This is a genomic window from Streptomyces griseobrunneus (assembly GCF_046713465.1).
Taxonomy (GTDB): Bacteria; Actinomycetota; Actinomycetes; order Streptomycetales; family Streptomycetaceae; genus Streptomyces; species Streptomyces microflavus.
Genome location: NZ_CP177080.1, coordinates 4855925 through 4870122 on the forward strand (window position 1 = coordinate 4855925; position 14198 = coordinate 4870122).

15 protein-coding genes are annotated in these 14198 nt (G+C 73.1%); 7 read left to right on the forward strand and 8 right to left on the reverse strand.

Going from position 1 to position 14198, the window contains the following annotated elements; genetic code table 11:
* The first annotated feature begins 23 nt into the window (after nucleotides 1-23).
* On the forward strand, nucleotides 24-1376 hold the full coding sequence (locus ACK8N7_RS22170) for a sensor histidine kinase (RefSeq protein ID WP_403212472.1): 1353 nt from the start codon (nucleotides 24-26) through the stop codon (nucleotides 1374-1376).
* A 183-nt stretch (nucleotides 1377-1559) separates the two neighbouring features.
* Here ACK8N7_RS22170 and ACK8N7_RS22175 read toward each other — a convergent pair whose 3' ends face one another.
* Nucleotides 1560-2054, reverse strand: coding sequence for an SUKH-3 domain-containing protein (locus ACK8N7_RS22175; protein WP_403212470.1), 495 nt, complete (start codon nucleotides 2052-2054; stop codon nucleotides 1560-1562).
* 10 nt (nucleotides 2055-2064) lie between these two features.
* Complete coding sequence (locus ACK8N7_RS22180; RefSeq protein WP_403212468.1) at nucleotides 2065-2634, reverse strand: YwqJ-related putative deaminase; 570 nt, start codon at nucleotides 2632-2634, stop codon at nucleotides 2065-2067.
* Nucleotides 2635-2870: 236 nt separating this feature from the next.
* Between ACK8N7_RS22180 and ACK8N7_RS22185 the strand changes: the two genes are divergently transcribed.
* From ACK8N7_RS22185 to ACK8N7_RS22195, 3 genes are all read left to right on the forward strand, one after another.
* Complete coding sequence (locus tag ACK8N7_RS22185; protein WP_500443854.1) at nucleotides 2871-3848, forward strand: SMI1/KNR4 family protein; 978 nt, start codon at nucleotides 2871-2873, stop codon at nucleotides 3846-3848.
* 5 nt (nucleotides 3849-3853) lie between these two features.
* On the forward strand, nucleotides 3854-6463 hold the full coding sequence (locus tag ACK8N7_RS22190) for an SUKH-4 family immunity protein (protein WP_500443856.1): 2610 nt from the start codon (nucleotides 3854-3856) through the stop codon (nucleotides 6461-6463).
* A gap of 241 nt (nucleotides 6464-6704) precedes the next feature.
* Nucleotides 6705-7601, forward strand: a complete 897-nt coding sequence (locus ACK8N7_RS22195) for a coiled-coil domain-containing protein (protein WP_403212462.1) — start codon at nucleotides 6705-6707, stop codon at nucleotides 7599-7601.
* Nucleotides 7602-7646: 45 nt separating this feature from the next.
* On the opposite strand, the gene ACK8N7_RS22200 is transcribed toward ACK8N7_RS22195, so the two are convergent.
* The 4 genes from ACK8N7_RS22200 to ACK8N7_RS22215 all read right to left on the reverse strand — a co-directional run bounded on the left by ACK8N7_RS22200 (nucleotide 7647) and on the right by ACK8N7_RS22215 (nucleotide 9797).
* Nucleotides 7647-8033: a PIN-like domain-containing protein gene (locus tag ACK8N7_RS22200; protein WP_500443858.1), complete on the reverse strand. Its 387-nt coding sequence runs from the start codon at nucleotides 8031-8033 to the stop codon at nucleotides 7647-7649.
* The gene (locus ACK8N7_RS22205) at nucleotides 8023-8670 is read right to left on the reverse strand and encodes a DUF433 domain-containing protein (protein ID WP_500443860.1); all 648 of its coding nucleotides are present in this window, start codon (nucleotides 8668-8670) and stop codon (nucleotides 8023-8025) included. Before ACK8N7_RS22205 ends, ACK8N7_RS22200 begins: the two co-directional genes overlap by 11 nt.
* Before the next feature lie 100 nt (nucleotides 8671-8770).
* Nucleotides 8771-8896 (reverse strand): DUF397 domain-containing protein, encoded by a 126-nt coding sequence (locus ACK8N7_RS22210; protein WP_500443862.1) that lies wholly within the window; start codon nucleotides 8894-8896, stop codon nucleotides 8771-8773.
* Nucleotides 8853-9797, reverse strand: coding sequence for a helix-turn-helix domain-containing protein (locus tag ACK8N7_RS22215; protein WP_500443863.1), 945 nt, complete (start codon nucleotides 9795-9797; stop codon nucleotides 8853-8855). The genes ACK8N7_RS22210 and ACK8N7_RS22215 overlap by 44 nt, the downstream gene beginning before the upstream one ends.
* Nucleotides 9798-9934: 137 nt before the next feature.
* On the opposite strand from ACK8N7_RS22215, the gene ACK8N7_RS22220 reads away from it, so the two are divergent.
* The 3 genes from ACK8N7_RS22220 to ACK8N7_RS22230 are packed head-to-tail and all read left to right on the forward strand — an operon-like array spanning nucleotide 9935 to nucleotide 11500.
* Entirely contained in the window at nucleotides 9935-10483 is a 549-nt protein-coding gene (locus ACK8N7_RS22220; protein ID WP_500443865.1) for an ATP-binding protein, read from the forward strand.
* Nucleotides 10484-10532: 49 nt separating this feature from the next.
* Nucleotides 10533-10907, forward strand: coding sequence for a PadR family transcriptional regulator (locus tag ACK8N7_RS22225; RefSeq protein WP_403212452.1), 375 nt, complete (start codon nucleotides 10533-10535; stop codon nucleotides 10905-10907).
* Nucleotides 10904-11500: an HAAS signaling domain-containing protein gene (locus ACK8N7_RS22230; RefSeq protein WP_403212450.1), complete on the forward strand. Its 597-nt coding sequence runs from the start codon at nucleotides 10904-10906 to the stop codon at nucleotides 11498-11500. Before ACK8N7_RS22225 ends, ACK8N7_RS22230 begins: the two co-directional genes overlap by 4 nt.
* 42 nt (nucleotides 11501-11542) lie before the next feature.
* Here ACK8N7_RS22230 and ACK8N7_RS22235 read toward each other — a convergent pair whose 3' ends face one another.
* Together ACK8N7_RS22235 and ACK8N7_RS22240 are read right to left on the reverse strand one after the other, a co-directional pair.
* The gene (locus tag ACK8N7_RS22235) at nucleotides 11543-13270 is read right to left on the reverse strand and encodes an MFS transporter (RefSeq protein ID WP_500443868.1); all 1728 of its coding nucleotides are present in this window, start codon (nucleotides 13268-13270) and stop codon (nucleotides 11543-11545) included.
* A 106-nt stretch (nucleotides 13271-13376) separates the two neighbouring features.
* Nucleotides 13377-14000 (reverse strand): histidine phosphatase family protein, encoded by a 624-nt coding sequence (locus ACK8N7_RS22240; protein ID WP_500443870.1) that lies wholly within the window; start codon nucleotides 13998-14000, stop codon nucleotides 13377-13379.
* Nucleotides 14001-14198: the final 198 nt, after the last annotated feature.

Sequence of the window (14198 nt, forward strand, 5' to 3'; positions counted from 1 at the left end):
CGTCCGCCCGTAGGCTGGACGCCATGACCGCAACGGGGGCAGACCGGGAGGCGGCGGGATCGACCACCCGCGGCTACTGGTGGTGGGAGCGGCGGCGCAGTGTCGCCCTGGACGTGGGACTGGCGCTGGTATCGGCGCTGGAGTGTGGGTGGGAGGGGGTGCAGTTCGCCCGGAACGCCGGGGTGCCGGTGTCGGTGGGTGTGGTGTTCGGGGTGCTGGCGGGTTCGGTGCTGCTGGTGCGTCGGCGGTGGCCGATCGCCGTGGTGCTGGTGACGATCGCGATGACGCCCGCCGAGATGGGCTTCCTGATGGCCCTGGTGGGCCTGTACACGCTGGCGGCGTCCGAGGTGCCGCGCCGGATCACCGTCGTACTGGCGGGGATGGCGTTGGTGGGGACGTTCATCGTCACCTATGTACGGCTGCGGCAGAGTGTGGCCGAGCAGGACGACTTCGGGCCGGGGGACTGGTATGTGCCCCTGCTGTCGGTGTTCATGGCGGTGGGGCTGACGGCGCCCTCCGTGTTGTTCGGCCTCTACATAGGGGCGCGGCGCCGGTTGATGGAGAGCCTGCGGGAGCGGGCGGACTCGCTGGAGCGGGAGCTGTCGCTGCTGGCGGACCGGGCGGAGGAGCGGGCCGAGTGGGCCCGTACGGAGGAGCGGACCCGGATCGCGCGGGAGATGCATGACGTGGTGGCCCACCGGGTGAGTCTGATGGTGGTCCACGCTGCGGCTCTGCAGGCGGTGGCCCCGAAGGACCCGGCGAAGGCGGTGCGGAACGCGGCGCTGGTGGGGGACATGGGGCGGCAGGCGCTGACGGAGCTGCGGGAGATGCTCGGGGTGCTGCGGAGCGGTGACGCGTTGATCGCGCCCGGCGCGGCGGGCGGGGGTGCGGTTCCGCTGGCGGCGGTCGGGCAGGCTGCCGCGGCGGCTGCCGCCGCGGCGGCGTCGGAGGACGGGCCCCGGCTGAGTGAGCTGGAGGCGCTGGTGACCCAGTCGCGGCAGGCGGGGATGGTGGTCGAGCTGTCGGTGGACGGTGAGCTGCGTCCGTACGCGCCCGAGGTCGAGCAGACGGCGTTCCGGGTGGTGCAGGAGGCGCTGACGAACGTGCACAAGCATGCGGCGGGGGCGAAGACGTGGGTGCGGCTGGCGCACCGGGGGGCCGAGGTCGCGATGCAGGTGGAGAACGGTCCTTCGGACGCGGCGGTGGCGGATGCGGGGCTGCCGAGCGGGGGGAACGGGTTGGTGGGGATGCGGGAGCGGGTGCTGGCGCTGGGGGGCGTGTTCGTCTCCGGTCCTACGGACGCGGGCGGGTTCCGGGTGTCGGCGGTGCTGCCGGATGCCTCCAGCGTTTCCACCCCCGGCCCGTCCGGCGTCTGAGGCGGGACCCGAATTCCAGCCCGTCCGGCGTCTGAGGCTGACCCGCGTCACCCAGCCCGTCCGGCGTTTGAGGACGGAACCGTTGCTCGGGACGAACCGGCACCATCACAAACCCGGATGCGCACGGGTCGCCGCTCCCCACGGCAAGGCTTCCGTCCTCGAACGCCGGACGGGCTGAAAGCCTCAGGCCCCCGTCAGGCGTGTCGGCTGTGTCCCCGTGACCATGGTTGCCAGCGCCTCGTCGATGTCCTGGCCGAGGAACCAGTCCCCCGTGTGGTCGATGCTGTAGACCCGCCCCTCGGTGTCGATCGCGAGGACCGCCTGTTCCTCGCCCTCCGCCCCCAGCGGGGCCACCTCCGTCTCCAGGGCCCGGCCGAGGTCGCCCAGGGTGCGGGCGAGGTGCAGGCCGTGCAGCGGGTCGATGCGGACGGCCGCGGGCGCGATGTGCCGGCCCGGTGCGGACGCGGTGATGTGGAGGGCCCCGAACTCCGCCCAGGCCTCGACCGCGGCCGGGAAGACCGCGTGCCGGTGTCCGGCGGGCGAGGTGTGGGCGCGCAGGGCGTCGGCCCATTCCTCGGCCTGGCGGATGTCCCAGCGCCCGGGCTGCCAGCCCGCTTCGCGCAGGGCCGCGTCGACGCCGACGGGGAAGCGGGTGGAGGTGTGCTGGTGGTCGTGCATCGGGGGGCGGTCAGCCCTTCTCGGCGGTGGTCGCGGCGCCGGTGGTGGTGAGGTCGACGGGGCGTACGCCGAAGTGGGCGAGGAGCGCCGAACAGGATCGGCACGGTGGTGCGTAGCTGCCGTGGAGCGGGTCGCCGTCCTCGCGGATGCGGCGGGCGGTGATGCGGGAGTGCTTGAGCGCGCGGCGGGCTTCCCCGTTGGTCAGGGGTTTTCGCTGGGCGCGTCTGGAGCGGCCGTTCTCGGCGGCGGTGAGTTGCCGGGAGAGCAGTATGGCTTCGGGGCAGCGGCCGGTGAACCGTTCGCGCTGGCCGCTGGTGAGGGTGTCTAGGAAGTCCTGGACGAGCGGGTGGAGTACCGGCGGCTGGTCCCCCTTGCCGGCGGTGCAGGTGAGCGTCTCTCCGCGTACGGACAGCGCGGCGGCCACGGCGGGGAGGATCCCGTCGCGGCGGTGGAGCAGGTGAGGCGTGCGGCTGGTCTCGGTGCTGCTCCAGTTGAGTCGCGGGTCCCCCGATGTTCCTGACGTACTGGATGTACCAGACGTGCTGGATGCGCTGGTTGTGACTGTTTGTGCCGAATGCATGGTGCGGTCGTCCCTCCCTGCAATCCCCCGAGTTGCGGGGACAGCCTGCCAAATGTGCAGGGTGGTGGGGAAGCTGGGGCGGGGAAACGTGTCTGCGTGTCGCCCGAAGGTGCTGGACTGTCGCCTCACCGTCACGTGAATGTGACCGTTCGTGACGGAACCGGCGGGGCGGGACCCCCTGTTGCCCCACCGCTTAGGCTGTGCGGAACCACCAGACGCAGCAGGGGGCAACCGCCATGACGACAGGTCGGCTCGGGCAGCAAGCCGCGCCACCGAACGCGGCCTACGCCGGGCAGGTCGTGCACTTCCCGGACCCGGTCCGGGCGTCCCGCCACCCCAGAGGTGTGCGCGTGGGCGAGAGCGGCCACCCGGATTTCTCGCCGTACGCGCGGGCCGCCGCGGAGATCGCCGATCCGCCGCAGGGCTTCGGTGTCGATGAGCTGCGGCTGACCGACTACGTGTCGGCGAACGCGGCGATGGCCGCGGCCGGTCATGAGCTGTGGGACACGATTCCCGCGGTGGCGACGCCGCACGGCTGGACCTGGCACCACGTGGCGGGCGGCCGGCGGATGGAGCTGGTGCCGGTCGAGGTGAAGGCGCTGCTGCGCCATCACGGCGGTCTGGCGACGACGGATGTGGACCAGGACCGGCGCGGTACGCGCCCGTTGCAGGAGACGTGTCCGGCGCACTTCCGGCTTCCCAAGGGTGCTGTCGCGGTGAGCGAGCAGCAGATCCAGGGGGTCGAGGAGGATCTCGGTTACCGGCTGCCGGGTGCCTACCGTTCCTTCCTGAAGGCGGCGGGCGGTTCGGCCCCCGTGGACGCGGCGCTCGACGCCGAGTTGGGGCTGCTGGTGGACCAGCCGTTCTTCACGGTGCGTGACGAGGCCGCGGTGAACGACCTGGTGTACGTGAACAAGTGTCTGCGGGACCACTTCACCAAGGACTACCTGGGCGTCGCGTTCGTCCAGGGCGGGATTCTGACCGTGAAGGTGCGCGGGCAGGACGTCGGTTCGGTGTGGTTCTGCCCGTACGACGATGCCCGGGACCAGGACGGCTGGAGCGTGCAGGAGCGCGTCGAGCGGCTGTTGCTGCCGTGCGGTGCGGACTTCGACGCCTTCCTCCAGCGGCTGGCGGGCAACCCGCCGGAGCTGGAGACGGTGGCCAACCTGATGGTGGACGGCGGCTTCGCGCGCGCCGTCCCGGTGGAGGGGTGAGCGCGGTGGTGACTTTCGCGCAGGCGCAGGAGCGGGCGGACGAGTGGGTCAACGGAGACGTGCCCGCGTATCAGCACCGTGAGGTCCGGGTCCGTGAGTTCGAGCTGGGGTTCGTGGTGTGGGCCGAGGACCGGGCGGAGGGTCCGGTGTCGGACGGGGGCCGTCAGCGGCTGGTGATCGCCCGGGACAGCGGCGAGGCGACGCTGTGGCCGGGGCTGCCGGTGGGTGAGGTGATCCGGCGGTACGAGGAGGAGTACGGGGTTCCGGCGGGCGCGCCGGCCGCCGCCCCGGAGCCGCCGCAGCGGGTGGACCTGAATCAGACGTCGTTCCTGCTGACGCCTCCGGAGTGGCTCCAGGAGGCGGCGGACAAGCTGGGCATTCCGGATCACCGTGCGGAGCGCCGGGCGGCAGAGGAGGCGGCGGACGCTGCCTCGGCCGGGCCCACGCCCGCCGGGCCCGCGGCGGGCTCGGTGCCGGGTGGGACGCCTGGGGCTGGGACGCCTGTTCCCGCTTCTGTCGATGAGCCTTTGCCCACGCCCGCAGACGCCACGCCCCCGCCCACCCCCGTGAACGCCACCCCGCCTCCGCCCGCTTCCCCGGCCGCCCCCTCTTCCGGCGGTTCCTCGGCCTCGTGGCCCGCCGCCGGTGGCAGCGCGGGCGGGGCCTACGAGCCCACGGCCAACGGCGGCGTGCCCGCCGGGTCGACCCCGTGGGCGGGTACGGACACCAACTCCTTCGACTCCGACGACGGGGCCGTTCCGCTGCCCGCGACGGTGTTCGCGCCGCCGCTGTCGGGGACGGACGACGAGGAGGCCCCGCCGCCGGTGGTCTCGGCCGAGGCACCCACGGCGCTGATGTCGGGGGGCAGCCAGTTGCCGCGTACGCAGGTGTCACCCGCGCTCAAGCCCGTCCAGGGTTCGCAGGACTCCCAGGGGTCCCCGGGCTCGCAGAGTGGTGCCGGGGACATCGCGGACGCGGCCACGAGCAAGGCCGCGGTGCCGCCTCGTGGTGGCCGCGGGGGCGGTTCGACGACCCCGCCGCCGCCCGGTGCGCCGGGGATCCCCGGCGTACGCCCCGGTGCGACGCCGCCGCCTTCGGGCCCGGGTGCGCCCGGTGCTCCGGCGGGCGGGTACATCCCGACGCAGCTCGTCTCCCAGCTCGGCCCGCCCGCCCCGGGCTCCACGCCGCCGCCCGCTCCTCCCGGCCCGCCGCCGGGTTCGACGCCGCCTCCGGGCGACGGGGTGCACCACGCGGCGACGATGCTCGCCGACGGGAGCAGCATCGGCGCGGGCGTCCCGGGCGCGCCCCGCCCGCCGGGTCCTCCCGGCGCCCCGGGCGCTTCGCTGCCCCCGGGCCCTCCCGGTGTGCCCGGGGCGCCGCAGCCTCCCGGCCCGCCCGGTCCTCCGCCCGGCGCCACGCCGCCTCCCGGTGGCGGGATGCACCACGCCGAGACGATGTTCGCGAACTCCGGCCCGATCCCGGTCCCCGGTCCGCCCAACCCCCCGGGTCCCCCCGGTCCTCCGGGCCCGCCCGGGGCTCCGCTGGGCGGTGCCCCCGGTCCCGTACCGCAGGCGCCTCAGCCCGGCGGCCCGCACACCCCGCCGCCCCCGGCGTACGGCTATCCGCAGCAGCCCACCGGTCTGCCGACCGTGGGCCCGGGCTACCAGGCCGTGCTGCGGTTCCGGGCGCCGGACGGCAGTGAGCAGCAGCTGATCCGCCGTTCGGCGCCGGGCACCCCGCACCCCGAGTGGCAGATGCTGCACGAACTGCGGGCGATGAACGTGCCGCCGCAGCAGGTGATCGAGCTGCACACCGAGCTGGAGTCCTGCGAGCTGCCGGGCGGGTACTGCGCCCGGATGATCCGGGAGACCTGGCCGCAGGTGCGGATCACGAGCGTGGCGCCGTACGGCACCGATCACGCGAGCCGTCAGCAGGGCATGCAGCATCTGCTGACGCACCAGGGTGAGCTGCACCAGGTGGCGGACGGCCCGGCGCGGCCGGCCCCGGTGCGGGCGCCGCTGCCGCAGATGCCGCCCGCCCCGGTGCTGCCGCCGGAGGCGGTGGCCGAGGAGTTGCTGCAGGCGTTCGGTCCGCAGGGGATTCTCCGGTTCGACCAGCGTGCGGTGTCCCGTCAGGGGGTGCCGGAGGTCGTCGCCCGTACGTTGGTGTGGGCGGGGCTGCCCGCCGATTTCGGGCCGTTCTTCTGGGCGCAGCCGGGGCAGCCGGTGGTGCCTACGCTGGGTGAGGTGGCGGCGCAGTGGCAGGTGCAGGCGGCGCCGGACGCGGGGGCGTACCTGGTGATGGGTACGGACTTCGGGCGGGCGATCTGTGTCCAGTACGGGACGGCGAACATCGTTGCCGTGCCGGTGGAGGCGGGTCCTGGCGGTCAGTCGGTGGCGCCGCAGTTCGTGAACACGGGGCTGCCGGAGTTCGTGCGGTCGATGGCGCTGCTGGGCCGGATGTGGCGGCTCCGGTTCGGGCTGACACCGGAGCAGGCGGGGCGGTGGACCGTCGATTTCCAGGCACAGCTGGTGGCGCTGGATCCGGCGGCGCTGGCGTCGCCGGAGAGCTGGTGGTCGGTGCTGCTGGAGCAGATGTGGGACGGTCTGCTCTGATCCGTACCCCTGGCTGACCACGGTCGGCGACGGCTGAGAAGCGTTGTACGAGGCACCCGGTCCGGGACGGATCGGGTGCCTCGTGGCGTTCCGGGCGTGTGACGCCGGTCGCTTTCCGTCCTGAAAGCGCCTGATCGATTCCGACTTCCGGCCCCAATTGCCGCATCCTTGACGTATCGCGGGGGGACCCGTGTGTGTCCGTGTGCCCGTGTGTCCGTATGTCGGAGAAAGGCTTCAGGCTATGAGTGCTGGACCGGTGTCTGCGTTCGACGTGGTCGGCGTGCGGGGGCGTGGTTACCGTCCGGACCAGGTGGACCGTGCGGTGGCGGCCCGGACGGCCGAGCGGGCCACGGCGCTCGCGGAGGCCGAGCGGCTGGAGCGGCTGGCGCAGGAGCTGGCGGCGGAGGCGGCCCGGCTGGCGGAGACCGTGGCGGGGCTCCCCGAGCAGGACTACGCGGAGCTGGGGGAGCGGGCCCAGCGGATTCTGGGGCTGGCGCGGGAGCAGGCCGAGTCGCTGCGGGCGGACGCGGACGCGGCAAGCCAGGAGCTGCGGGACGAGGCCGAGGCGGCGGGCCGGGCGGCCGGGGACGCGGCACGGGAGGCGTCGGACGCGGTACGGGCCGCCGCCGTGGCCGCGGCGGAGGAGCGGGTCGCCGAGGCGGTCCGGGAGGCGGAGGGCGTGCTCGCCGCCGCCCGTAAGGAGGCCGAGAAGGTGCGCGGGGCGGCCGAGGCCGCGATGGCGCAGACCCGGAGCCGTACGGCGAGTGTGCTGGCCCACCAGGAGCAGGAGCACGCCGAGCGCCACAAGGCCGCCGAGGCCGAGATCGCCGCTGCGGAGGCCGAGTCGGAGGCGCGCCACACGGAGCTGACCGAGCGGGCGGAGGCGGTGCTCGCGGAGGCGGCGCGCGGCTTGGCGGAGGCCCAGGAGGCGGCCCGCCACGGCCAGGAGGACGCGGAGGCCCGGGCGGCCGAGGTGCTCTCGGAGGCGCGGGTGCGCGAGGAGCGGATCGTCCGGGAGACGGAGCGGGTGCTGCGGGAGCACGAGGAGGGCCGCGAGGAGGTCCAGGCGCACATGGCGCACGTCCGCAGCTCGCTGGCGGCGCTGACGGGGCGGGTGACGGGGGGAGCGGAGGGCTGAGGGCCCCGCGGGGGCCGTCCGGGCACCGGGCGAGGGGGCGCCCGCTTACGGCCAGGTGCGTTCGATGCGGTCGTGCCGCACGGCGTAGGCGGACGGGCCGCCCTTCGCGATCGCCTGATGGATCGCTGTGCGGTGGGTGTCGAGTCGTTCGACCATCTGGATGCTGGGGAGCTGCTGGTTGTCGAGGTGGAAGAACACAGCAGCCTGGTCCAGGACCGGCTGGATCTCGGCGTCACGGGTCTTGATGCGGCCGTCCTTGGACAACGGGACCCAGGACCGGCGTAGGCCGTGGTCGATCCATTCTTCGTCCGCGATGCGCTGTCCGTCTTCCGGGAACGCGTCCCCGATGTGGTGGACGATCCATCCGCGTGCCCGCAGCTCGTCCGCTACGCGGCGTCCGAGGTTGCGGTCGAGGAAGAATTCAGGCGGCAAGCTTCACCACGGCTTCGCAGAGAGCGCCCACCTGCTCCGGGGTCATATCGAAGTCGTACGCGATGTCCTCGACGGTTTCTCCGGCTTCCCACAGGTCGGTGATGGCCTGGACCGGGACACGATTGGCCGCGACCACGGGCAGCCCGCGGCCGAAGCGCGGATCGATGACGACGGGCACGGTCTCCCCGTACTGGCTCAGCTGGAGGCTGGACGGGAAGTCGTCGTCCGCCTCCCACGTCAGGTAGCGGAGGTACTGGGCCACGACCTCCTGGATCGGGGCCTGGCCGTCCCTAGCCCTGCGCAGGTCTCCGAGGCCGTGTTCGACGAAGATGTCCACGCCGTCCGTGGCGATGCGCTTCGAAACGAGACCGTACGGAGTGTCGAAGGCGTCCCGTACGGCTGCCGCCGCCTCCCTGATCTCGCTCATCCGCAGGCCCAGGGAGCGCAGGACGTGGGCTTCGGCCACCGCGATGAAGGGGATGGACGGCTGCCTCTTGCGGGTGGGTTCGACGGCGTGGACCAGTGGCGCTCCTGCGGCCTTTCCGTTCAGCCAGCTCGTGAGCGTCGAATACGGGATCTCAAGGTACGAGGACGTCTCGGTGGGCGTCAGGAGCCCGTCCGTAAATCTGTCGACCATGACCCATCTCCCGTAGAAGAGTCCGCATCGTTGCACACCAGCTTGCCAGCGCCCGGCTGCGGACACACCCCGGGCCTGAGTGCCCTGCCGGGGGCGGACGTCAGCGGGTGAGGAACTCGCTGACGAACGTGGTCCAGGCGGTGGCCGGGAGGACGAGTGCGGGGCCGTGGGGGTTCTTGCTGTCACGGACGGGGACGACGCCGGGGAATCCGTCGGCCACCTGCACGCAGTTGCCGCCCTCCTGGTTGCTGTAGCTGCTGCTGCGCCAGGCGGCGGCGGTCAGGTCGGGACGGGACGCGGCTTCCACGGTAATCGGCCTCCAGCACGGAACGGATCAGGTCGAGCGACATGAGCGGGGGCAACGCCATCGCCCTGAGGTGATCGTAGGTCAGAACGAACCGTTCGACCTCGTCCGGTTCCTCGGTCAACTGGCCGTGGTGCGCGCCTTCCGTGTAGGCCACTTGGGAGCCGTCCGGCATGACGAGCAGGGTGAGGGAGCCGCCCAGTGCGCCGTGCTCGCCCTGGTCGAACGGGAGCACCTGGACCGTGATGTTGGGCTCCTCGGCCATTTTGAGCAGCTTCTCCAACTGGCCTCGCATCACCGCCGATCCGCCGACCGGCCGGCGCAGCACGGCCTCGTCGAGAATGATCCACAGCTGTGGCCGGCCGGGGCCGGTGAGCCGGATCTGGCGGTCGAGCCGGGCCGCGACGCGTTCTTCCAGATGCTCGGCGTCCCGCAGGGAGTGGCCCACGCTCAGCAACGCCCGTGCGTACTCGGGAGTTTGCAGCAGACCCGGCACGGCATGCGAGGCGTACTCGCGGATCAGCGCCGCCCGGGCGGAGTAGGCGATGAACGCCTGCGACCAGTCCGGGAACGCCTCCCGGTACACGTACGGCCACAGGTCGATCAGCAGGTCGTCCGCCACCAGCTCCCTGTCCAGGGCCCGGGTCAGCTCCAGCGTCGGTTTCGCTCCGGTCGCGCGCTCGATCTGGGTGATGCGGCTGCCGACCACGTGCGTGAGGACACCCACTTCGGCCTGGGTGAGCCCGGCCGCCTCGCGGAGCTTGCGCACCCGGGTGCCGAAGAGGGCGGCGATGGAGGAGTGCGGGTCAAGTGCTTTGGCCACGGCGTTACTTCCGTTCCTTACGGCCTGCAAGGTAAGGCGCTGTCACCTTTCGAGGCTAGGGCGCCCGGTCGACTCTTGAGTACGGAACGTCACGGAACCCGCACGTGTGGGTGACGTGAGAGGAGTCGAGGGAGTGGATGGCCAGCATGACCGGCAAGAGGACGACCGCAGCGGAGAAAGCCGATGGGGTGGAGGCGGCCCCCTCCGCCCCGCGCGGCTTCGGGCTGACCGGCAACGGGTACGGCTCGCTGTCCCGGCAGTTCCCCTCCACACCCCGGGGTGCCCAGGAGGCACGCCACACCGTGGTGCGGCAGTTGGGGCACTGGGGGTTCGGGCCGATGACGGACGCCTCGTGTGCCGTGGCCCTGGTGGTGGCGGAGCTGGCAGCCAACGCGGTGTGCCACGGGCGGCTCCGGGGGCGGAACTTCGAGGTGCGGGTGGACTACGAGGGTCCCGCGAGCCGCTTCCGTATCGAGGTCTCGGACGCCCGGCTCGGCCGGACGCCCGAAGGGCCGGTCCTGCCGCCGGACGACCAGGAGTCGGGGCGTGGGCTGTTCCTGGTGGAGTGCCTGGCCGCGCGGTGGGGCTGGGGGCCCCGCAATCCGATCGGGAAGACGGTGTGGGCGGAGGTGGCGGCCGTGCGGCCCCAGGAGGCTACGGGGGCTTCGCGGGCGCCAGGGGAATGAGGCGGCCCCGCCTTCCCAGCCACTTGTTCGACCAGGTATCTTGCATCGCATGGAACCAGGTGATTCGACCAAGCAGGCCCGGGCAGCCGCCCAGCTGCGCAAAGGGGTCCTGGAGTACTGCGTACTCGCCCTGATGCGGGACCGCCCCCGCTACGGCGTCGAGCTCCTCCGCGCCCTGGAGGACTCCGGCGCCCTGGCCACCAGCCAGGGCACGGTCTACCCGCTGCTCTCCCGGCTCCGCCGCGACGACCTGGTCACCACGACCTGGCAGGAGTCGGCCTCCGGGCCGCCCCGCCGCTACTACGCGCTCACCGGCAGCGGCCGGGCCGCGCTCGACGAGTTCACCCGCGTCTGGCCCGGCTTCCGCGACGCCGTAGACACCTTCCTGACCGCCCCGCACTCTGCCACCGGAGACCTCGCATGAAGACCTCTCAAGATCCTGTACGCGACTATCTCTCCGCCGTCGAGCGCGAGGCCTCCGCACTCCCCGGAGACCGTCGCCAGGAACTCCTCGCCGACCTCGCCGAACACATCGAGGTGACGCGCGCCGAGCGCCCCGACGCCGCGATCGGCGAGATCCTCGCGGAGCTGGGGGACCCCCGGACGATCGCGGCCACGGCGCTGGCCGAGGCGGGTAACACCGCTGCCCCGCACGGCACTCGGGAAGGTGCCGCCGCACCCGCCCGGCGCGGCAAGGTGCACCCCCTGGTTCCGGTTCTGATGCTCGCCCTCGCGCAGGTCTTCGGGATGGTCTTCCCCGATGACGGCGGCTCGCTGGTCGGCGGCCTGGTCCGCATCACCGGTGCGGTCCTCCTCTGCACCTCGGTGCACTGGACCGTCGGCCGGAAGGTCATCGGCGTCCTGCTCACCCTCGGTCTGCCGGGTGCCGCCATGGGTGTCTGGAACCTGTCCGACAGTGCCCCGGGAGGTGCCGGCCCGGCCCTCGCGGCCAACCTGGCGGCGCTCGTCCTGACGGCCGGCGCGGCAGCCTGGCTCTGGCGGGTCCGCCGCGCCTGAAACGTCGGCCAGGGGCCGTGGGTTCACCGACAGCCGGGACCCTCACCGTGCCTCGGAGGAGTCCGCCGGCCGGCCGTCCGTCTCGTTGATGACCGGGAACCGGCGCGGGGCGAGGACGACGAGGGCGAGCAGCGCCAGGGCCGCCGCCCCGGCCGCGCCGATGTAGACGTAGTCCACGGCGGTGTCGACCGCCCGGCGCAGGTGGTCCGTCGCCGCCGCCGAGAGCGCGCCCGGGTCCTCCAGGGCGCGGGCGACCGCGTCCAGGTCGTCGGGGAGGCCAGGTGCGGGGGCGTCGAGGAGGCGGGCGGCCAGCACACTGTTGGCGACGGCGCCGAAGACGGCCGCGCCGATGCTCTGGCCGACCTGGCGGCAGAAGAGGACGGACGCCGTCGTCGTACCGCGCTCCGCCCACCCCACGGTCGACTGCACGCCCACGATCAGGGGGAGTTGGAAGAGGCCGAGGGCCGCGCCGAGCAGCAGCATGATCAGGGCGGGCTGCCAGGGCTCGCCCGGGTAGGGGAGCAGCGGGAAGGCCAGCAGGATCAGCAGGGCGGCGCTCATGCCGATGATGGCGGTGAGCCGGAAGCCGATGCGGTTGTAGACCCGGTCGGAGAGGGCCGCCGAGACCGGCCAGCTCAGGGTCATGACGGAGAGCACGAAACCGGCGGCGATCGGGCCGAGGCCCAGGACCGACTGCGCGTACGTGGGCAGGAAGACGGTCGGCGCGACCATCAGCAGGCCCATCGCGCCCAGCGCCAGGTTGACCGAGGCGATGGTGCGGCGGCGCCAGACCCAGCCCGGGATGATCGGCTCCGCCGCCCGCCGCTCGATGACGACGGTCAGGGCGGCCAGCGCCGCGCTCGCCGCGAACAGGCCGAGCGAGGGCGCCGAGAGCCAGGGCCAGGCGACCCCGCCCTGGACGAGTGCGGTGAGCAGCAGGGTGCCCGTGGCGAAGACGGCCAGGGCGCCCGCCCAGTCGATACGGGGGCGGGTCTCCGGGCGGGGGCGTGCTGGTTCGTGGAGGTGGCGGACGACCAGCCAGAGGGCGATCGCGCCGACCGGAAGGTTGATCAGGAAGATCCACCGCCAGTCCGCGTACCCGGCGAGCAGCCCGCCGACCACCGGTCCCGCAACCGCCGAGGTGGCCCAGACGGTGGACAACTTCGCCTGGATGCGCGGGCGTTCCTTCAGTGGGTAGAGGTCGGCGGCGATGGTCTGGACGGTTCCTTGGAGGGCGCCGCCGCCGAGTCCCTGGATGACGCGGAAGGCGATGAGTGCGCCCATGTTCCAGGCGGCGGCGCAGAGCAGGGAGCCGACCAGGAAGAGGATGATCCCGGCGATCAGGACCGGCTTGCGGCCGAAGGTGTCGGAGAGCTTCCCGTACACCGGGAGCGTGACGGTGACGGCGAGGAGGTAGCCGGAGAAGAGCCAGGAGAAGACGGTGAAGCCGCCGAGGTCGCCGACGATCTGGGGTACGGCGGTGGAGACGATGGTGCCGTCGATGGCGGCCAGCGCCATGCCGAGCATGAGGGCCGCGACGACGGGGCGGCGGCCCCGGGGGGTGGTGAGGGCGGCGGGGGGCGGCCCGGCCGCCGTGACGGGGGCGTCGCCCGGGGTGGGCGGGCCGCCGCCGGGGCCCTCCGTACTGTGCGTGCCGCCTGTGCCGTCCCCGGCTTGCGTGTTGCCCGCGTCGACCGTGCCTTCCCTGGCTTCTGCGTCGCCCGTGCCGCCCGTGCCGCCCGTGCCGTTCCTGGCTTCCGTGCCGCCCACCGGTATTCCTTCCCCGTGCACGTATCTCCCGGGGCACTGTCTCATCCCGGGCGGTGGCGTGGGGGCGTTCGGGCGAGGTCGGTCCTGCCTGCGGGAGCGGCGGGGCTCAGAGGTGCAGCTCGGGCGGGAAGCCGGTCCAGCGCAGGTCGGCGGGGAGGTGGCGCATGTCGTTGGCCAGGAGGACGGAGGCGGGGCGGCCGGGTGCGTAACGGATGACTGTCAGGGCCGCGTTGGCGTGATTGAGGCCGAGCCAGCGCCACTTGGGCGCGTACATGGCGTCCCGGACGAGCCAGGCGACCAAAAAGTTGTGGGTGACGACCAGCTCGTGGCGGTCCTCCTCGCCATCGACCGGGCCGGTGAACCGGTCCAGCGCCCGGCGGGCCAGTGCGGGGCCGTGCTCCCGTTCCTCGTCGGAGGCCCCTTCGAGGAAGCGGAGGAAGAAGTCGGCGGATTCCGGCGGGAGTTCATCCCTGCGCGGGAGGTGGGGGACGTAGTCACCGGCGAGTTCCGAGCGTTGCAGGGGGACGTTCTTCAGTTCGTCGCCGATCAGGCGCGCGGTCTCCTCCGCGCGGGGGAGCGGGCCGTGGTGGACGGCCGCGAAGGGGATGTCCCGGAGGCGTCGGCCGAGCAGGGTGGCCTGGCGGCGGCCGTTCTCCGTCAGGCCGCTGTCGCCCGGTGTCGCCTCGCCGTGCCGGACGAGGTGGAGGTAGCGGGTGGCTGTGGCGGGCATTCCCAACCCCTTCGGGCCGCTGGTGATCATGTCCATCGGTGGACGCCACGCTTCCGGTCCCCGGTTCCCCGAGAGCGACCCGGACCCCGCGTCCGGGGGGACCCTGACCCCGTCTCCCCCCGGAGGACGACTTCCCCTAGGGGGCACCCCCTCATAGTGGCCAGGGCCCCTTCCTCCCCGCGGAGGACGTGGAGAGCG

What these genes read in the sequence shown, in the direction of transcription:
- ACK8N7_RS22170 (WP_403212472.1), top strand. Translation starts at nt 24, where the DNA reads ATGACCGCAACGGGGGCAGACCGGGAGGCGGCGGGATCGACCACCCGC.
- ACK8N7_RS22175 (WP_403212470.1), bottom strand. Translation starts at nt 2,054, where the DNA reads ATGCACGACCACCAGCACACCTCCACCCGCTTCCCCGTCGGCGTCGAC.
- ACK8N7_RS22180 (WP_403212468.1), bottom strand. Translation starts at nt 2,634, where the DNA reads ATGCATTCGGCACAAACAGTCACAACCAGCGCATCCAGCACGTCTGGT.
- ACK8N7_RS22185 (WP_500443854.1), top strand. Translation starts at nt 2,871, where the DNA reads ATGACGACAGGTCGGCTCGGGCAGCAAGCCGCGCCACCGAACGCGGCC.
- ACK8N7_RS22195 (WP_403212462.1), top strand. Translation starts at nt 6,705, where the DNA reads ATGAGTGCTGGACCGGTGTCTGCGTTCGACGTGGTCGGCGTGCGGGGG.
- ACK8N7_RS22205 (WP_500443860.1), bottom strand. Translation starts at nt 8,670, where the DNA reads ATGGTCGACAGATTTACGGACGGGCTCCTGACGCCCACCGAGACGTCC.
- ACK8N7_RS22220 (WP_500443865.1), top strand. Translation starts at nt 9,935, where the DNA reads ATGGCCAGCATGACCGGCAAGAGGACGACCGCAGCGGAGAAAGCCGAT.
- ACK8N7_RS22225 (WP_403212452.1), top strand. Translation starts at nt 10,533, where the DNA reads ATGGAACCAGGTGATTCGACCAAGCAGGCCCGGGCAGCCGCCCAGCTG.
- ACK8N7_RS22230 (WP_403212450.1), top strand. Translation starts at nt 10,904, where the DNA reads ATGAAGACCTCTCAAGATCCTGTACGCGACTATCTCTCCGCCGTCGAG.
- ACK8N7_RS22240 (WP_500443870.1), bottom strand. Translation starts at nt 14,000, where the DNA reads ATGCCCGCCACAGCCACCCGCTACCTCCACCTCGTCCGGCACGGCGAG.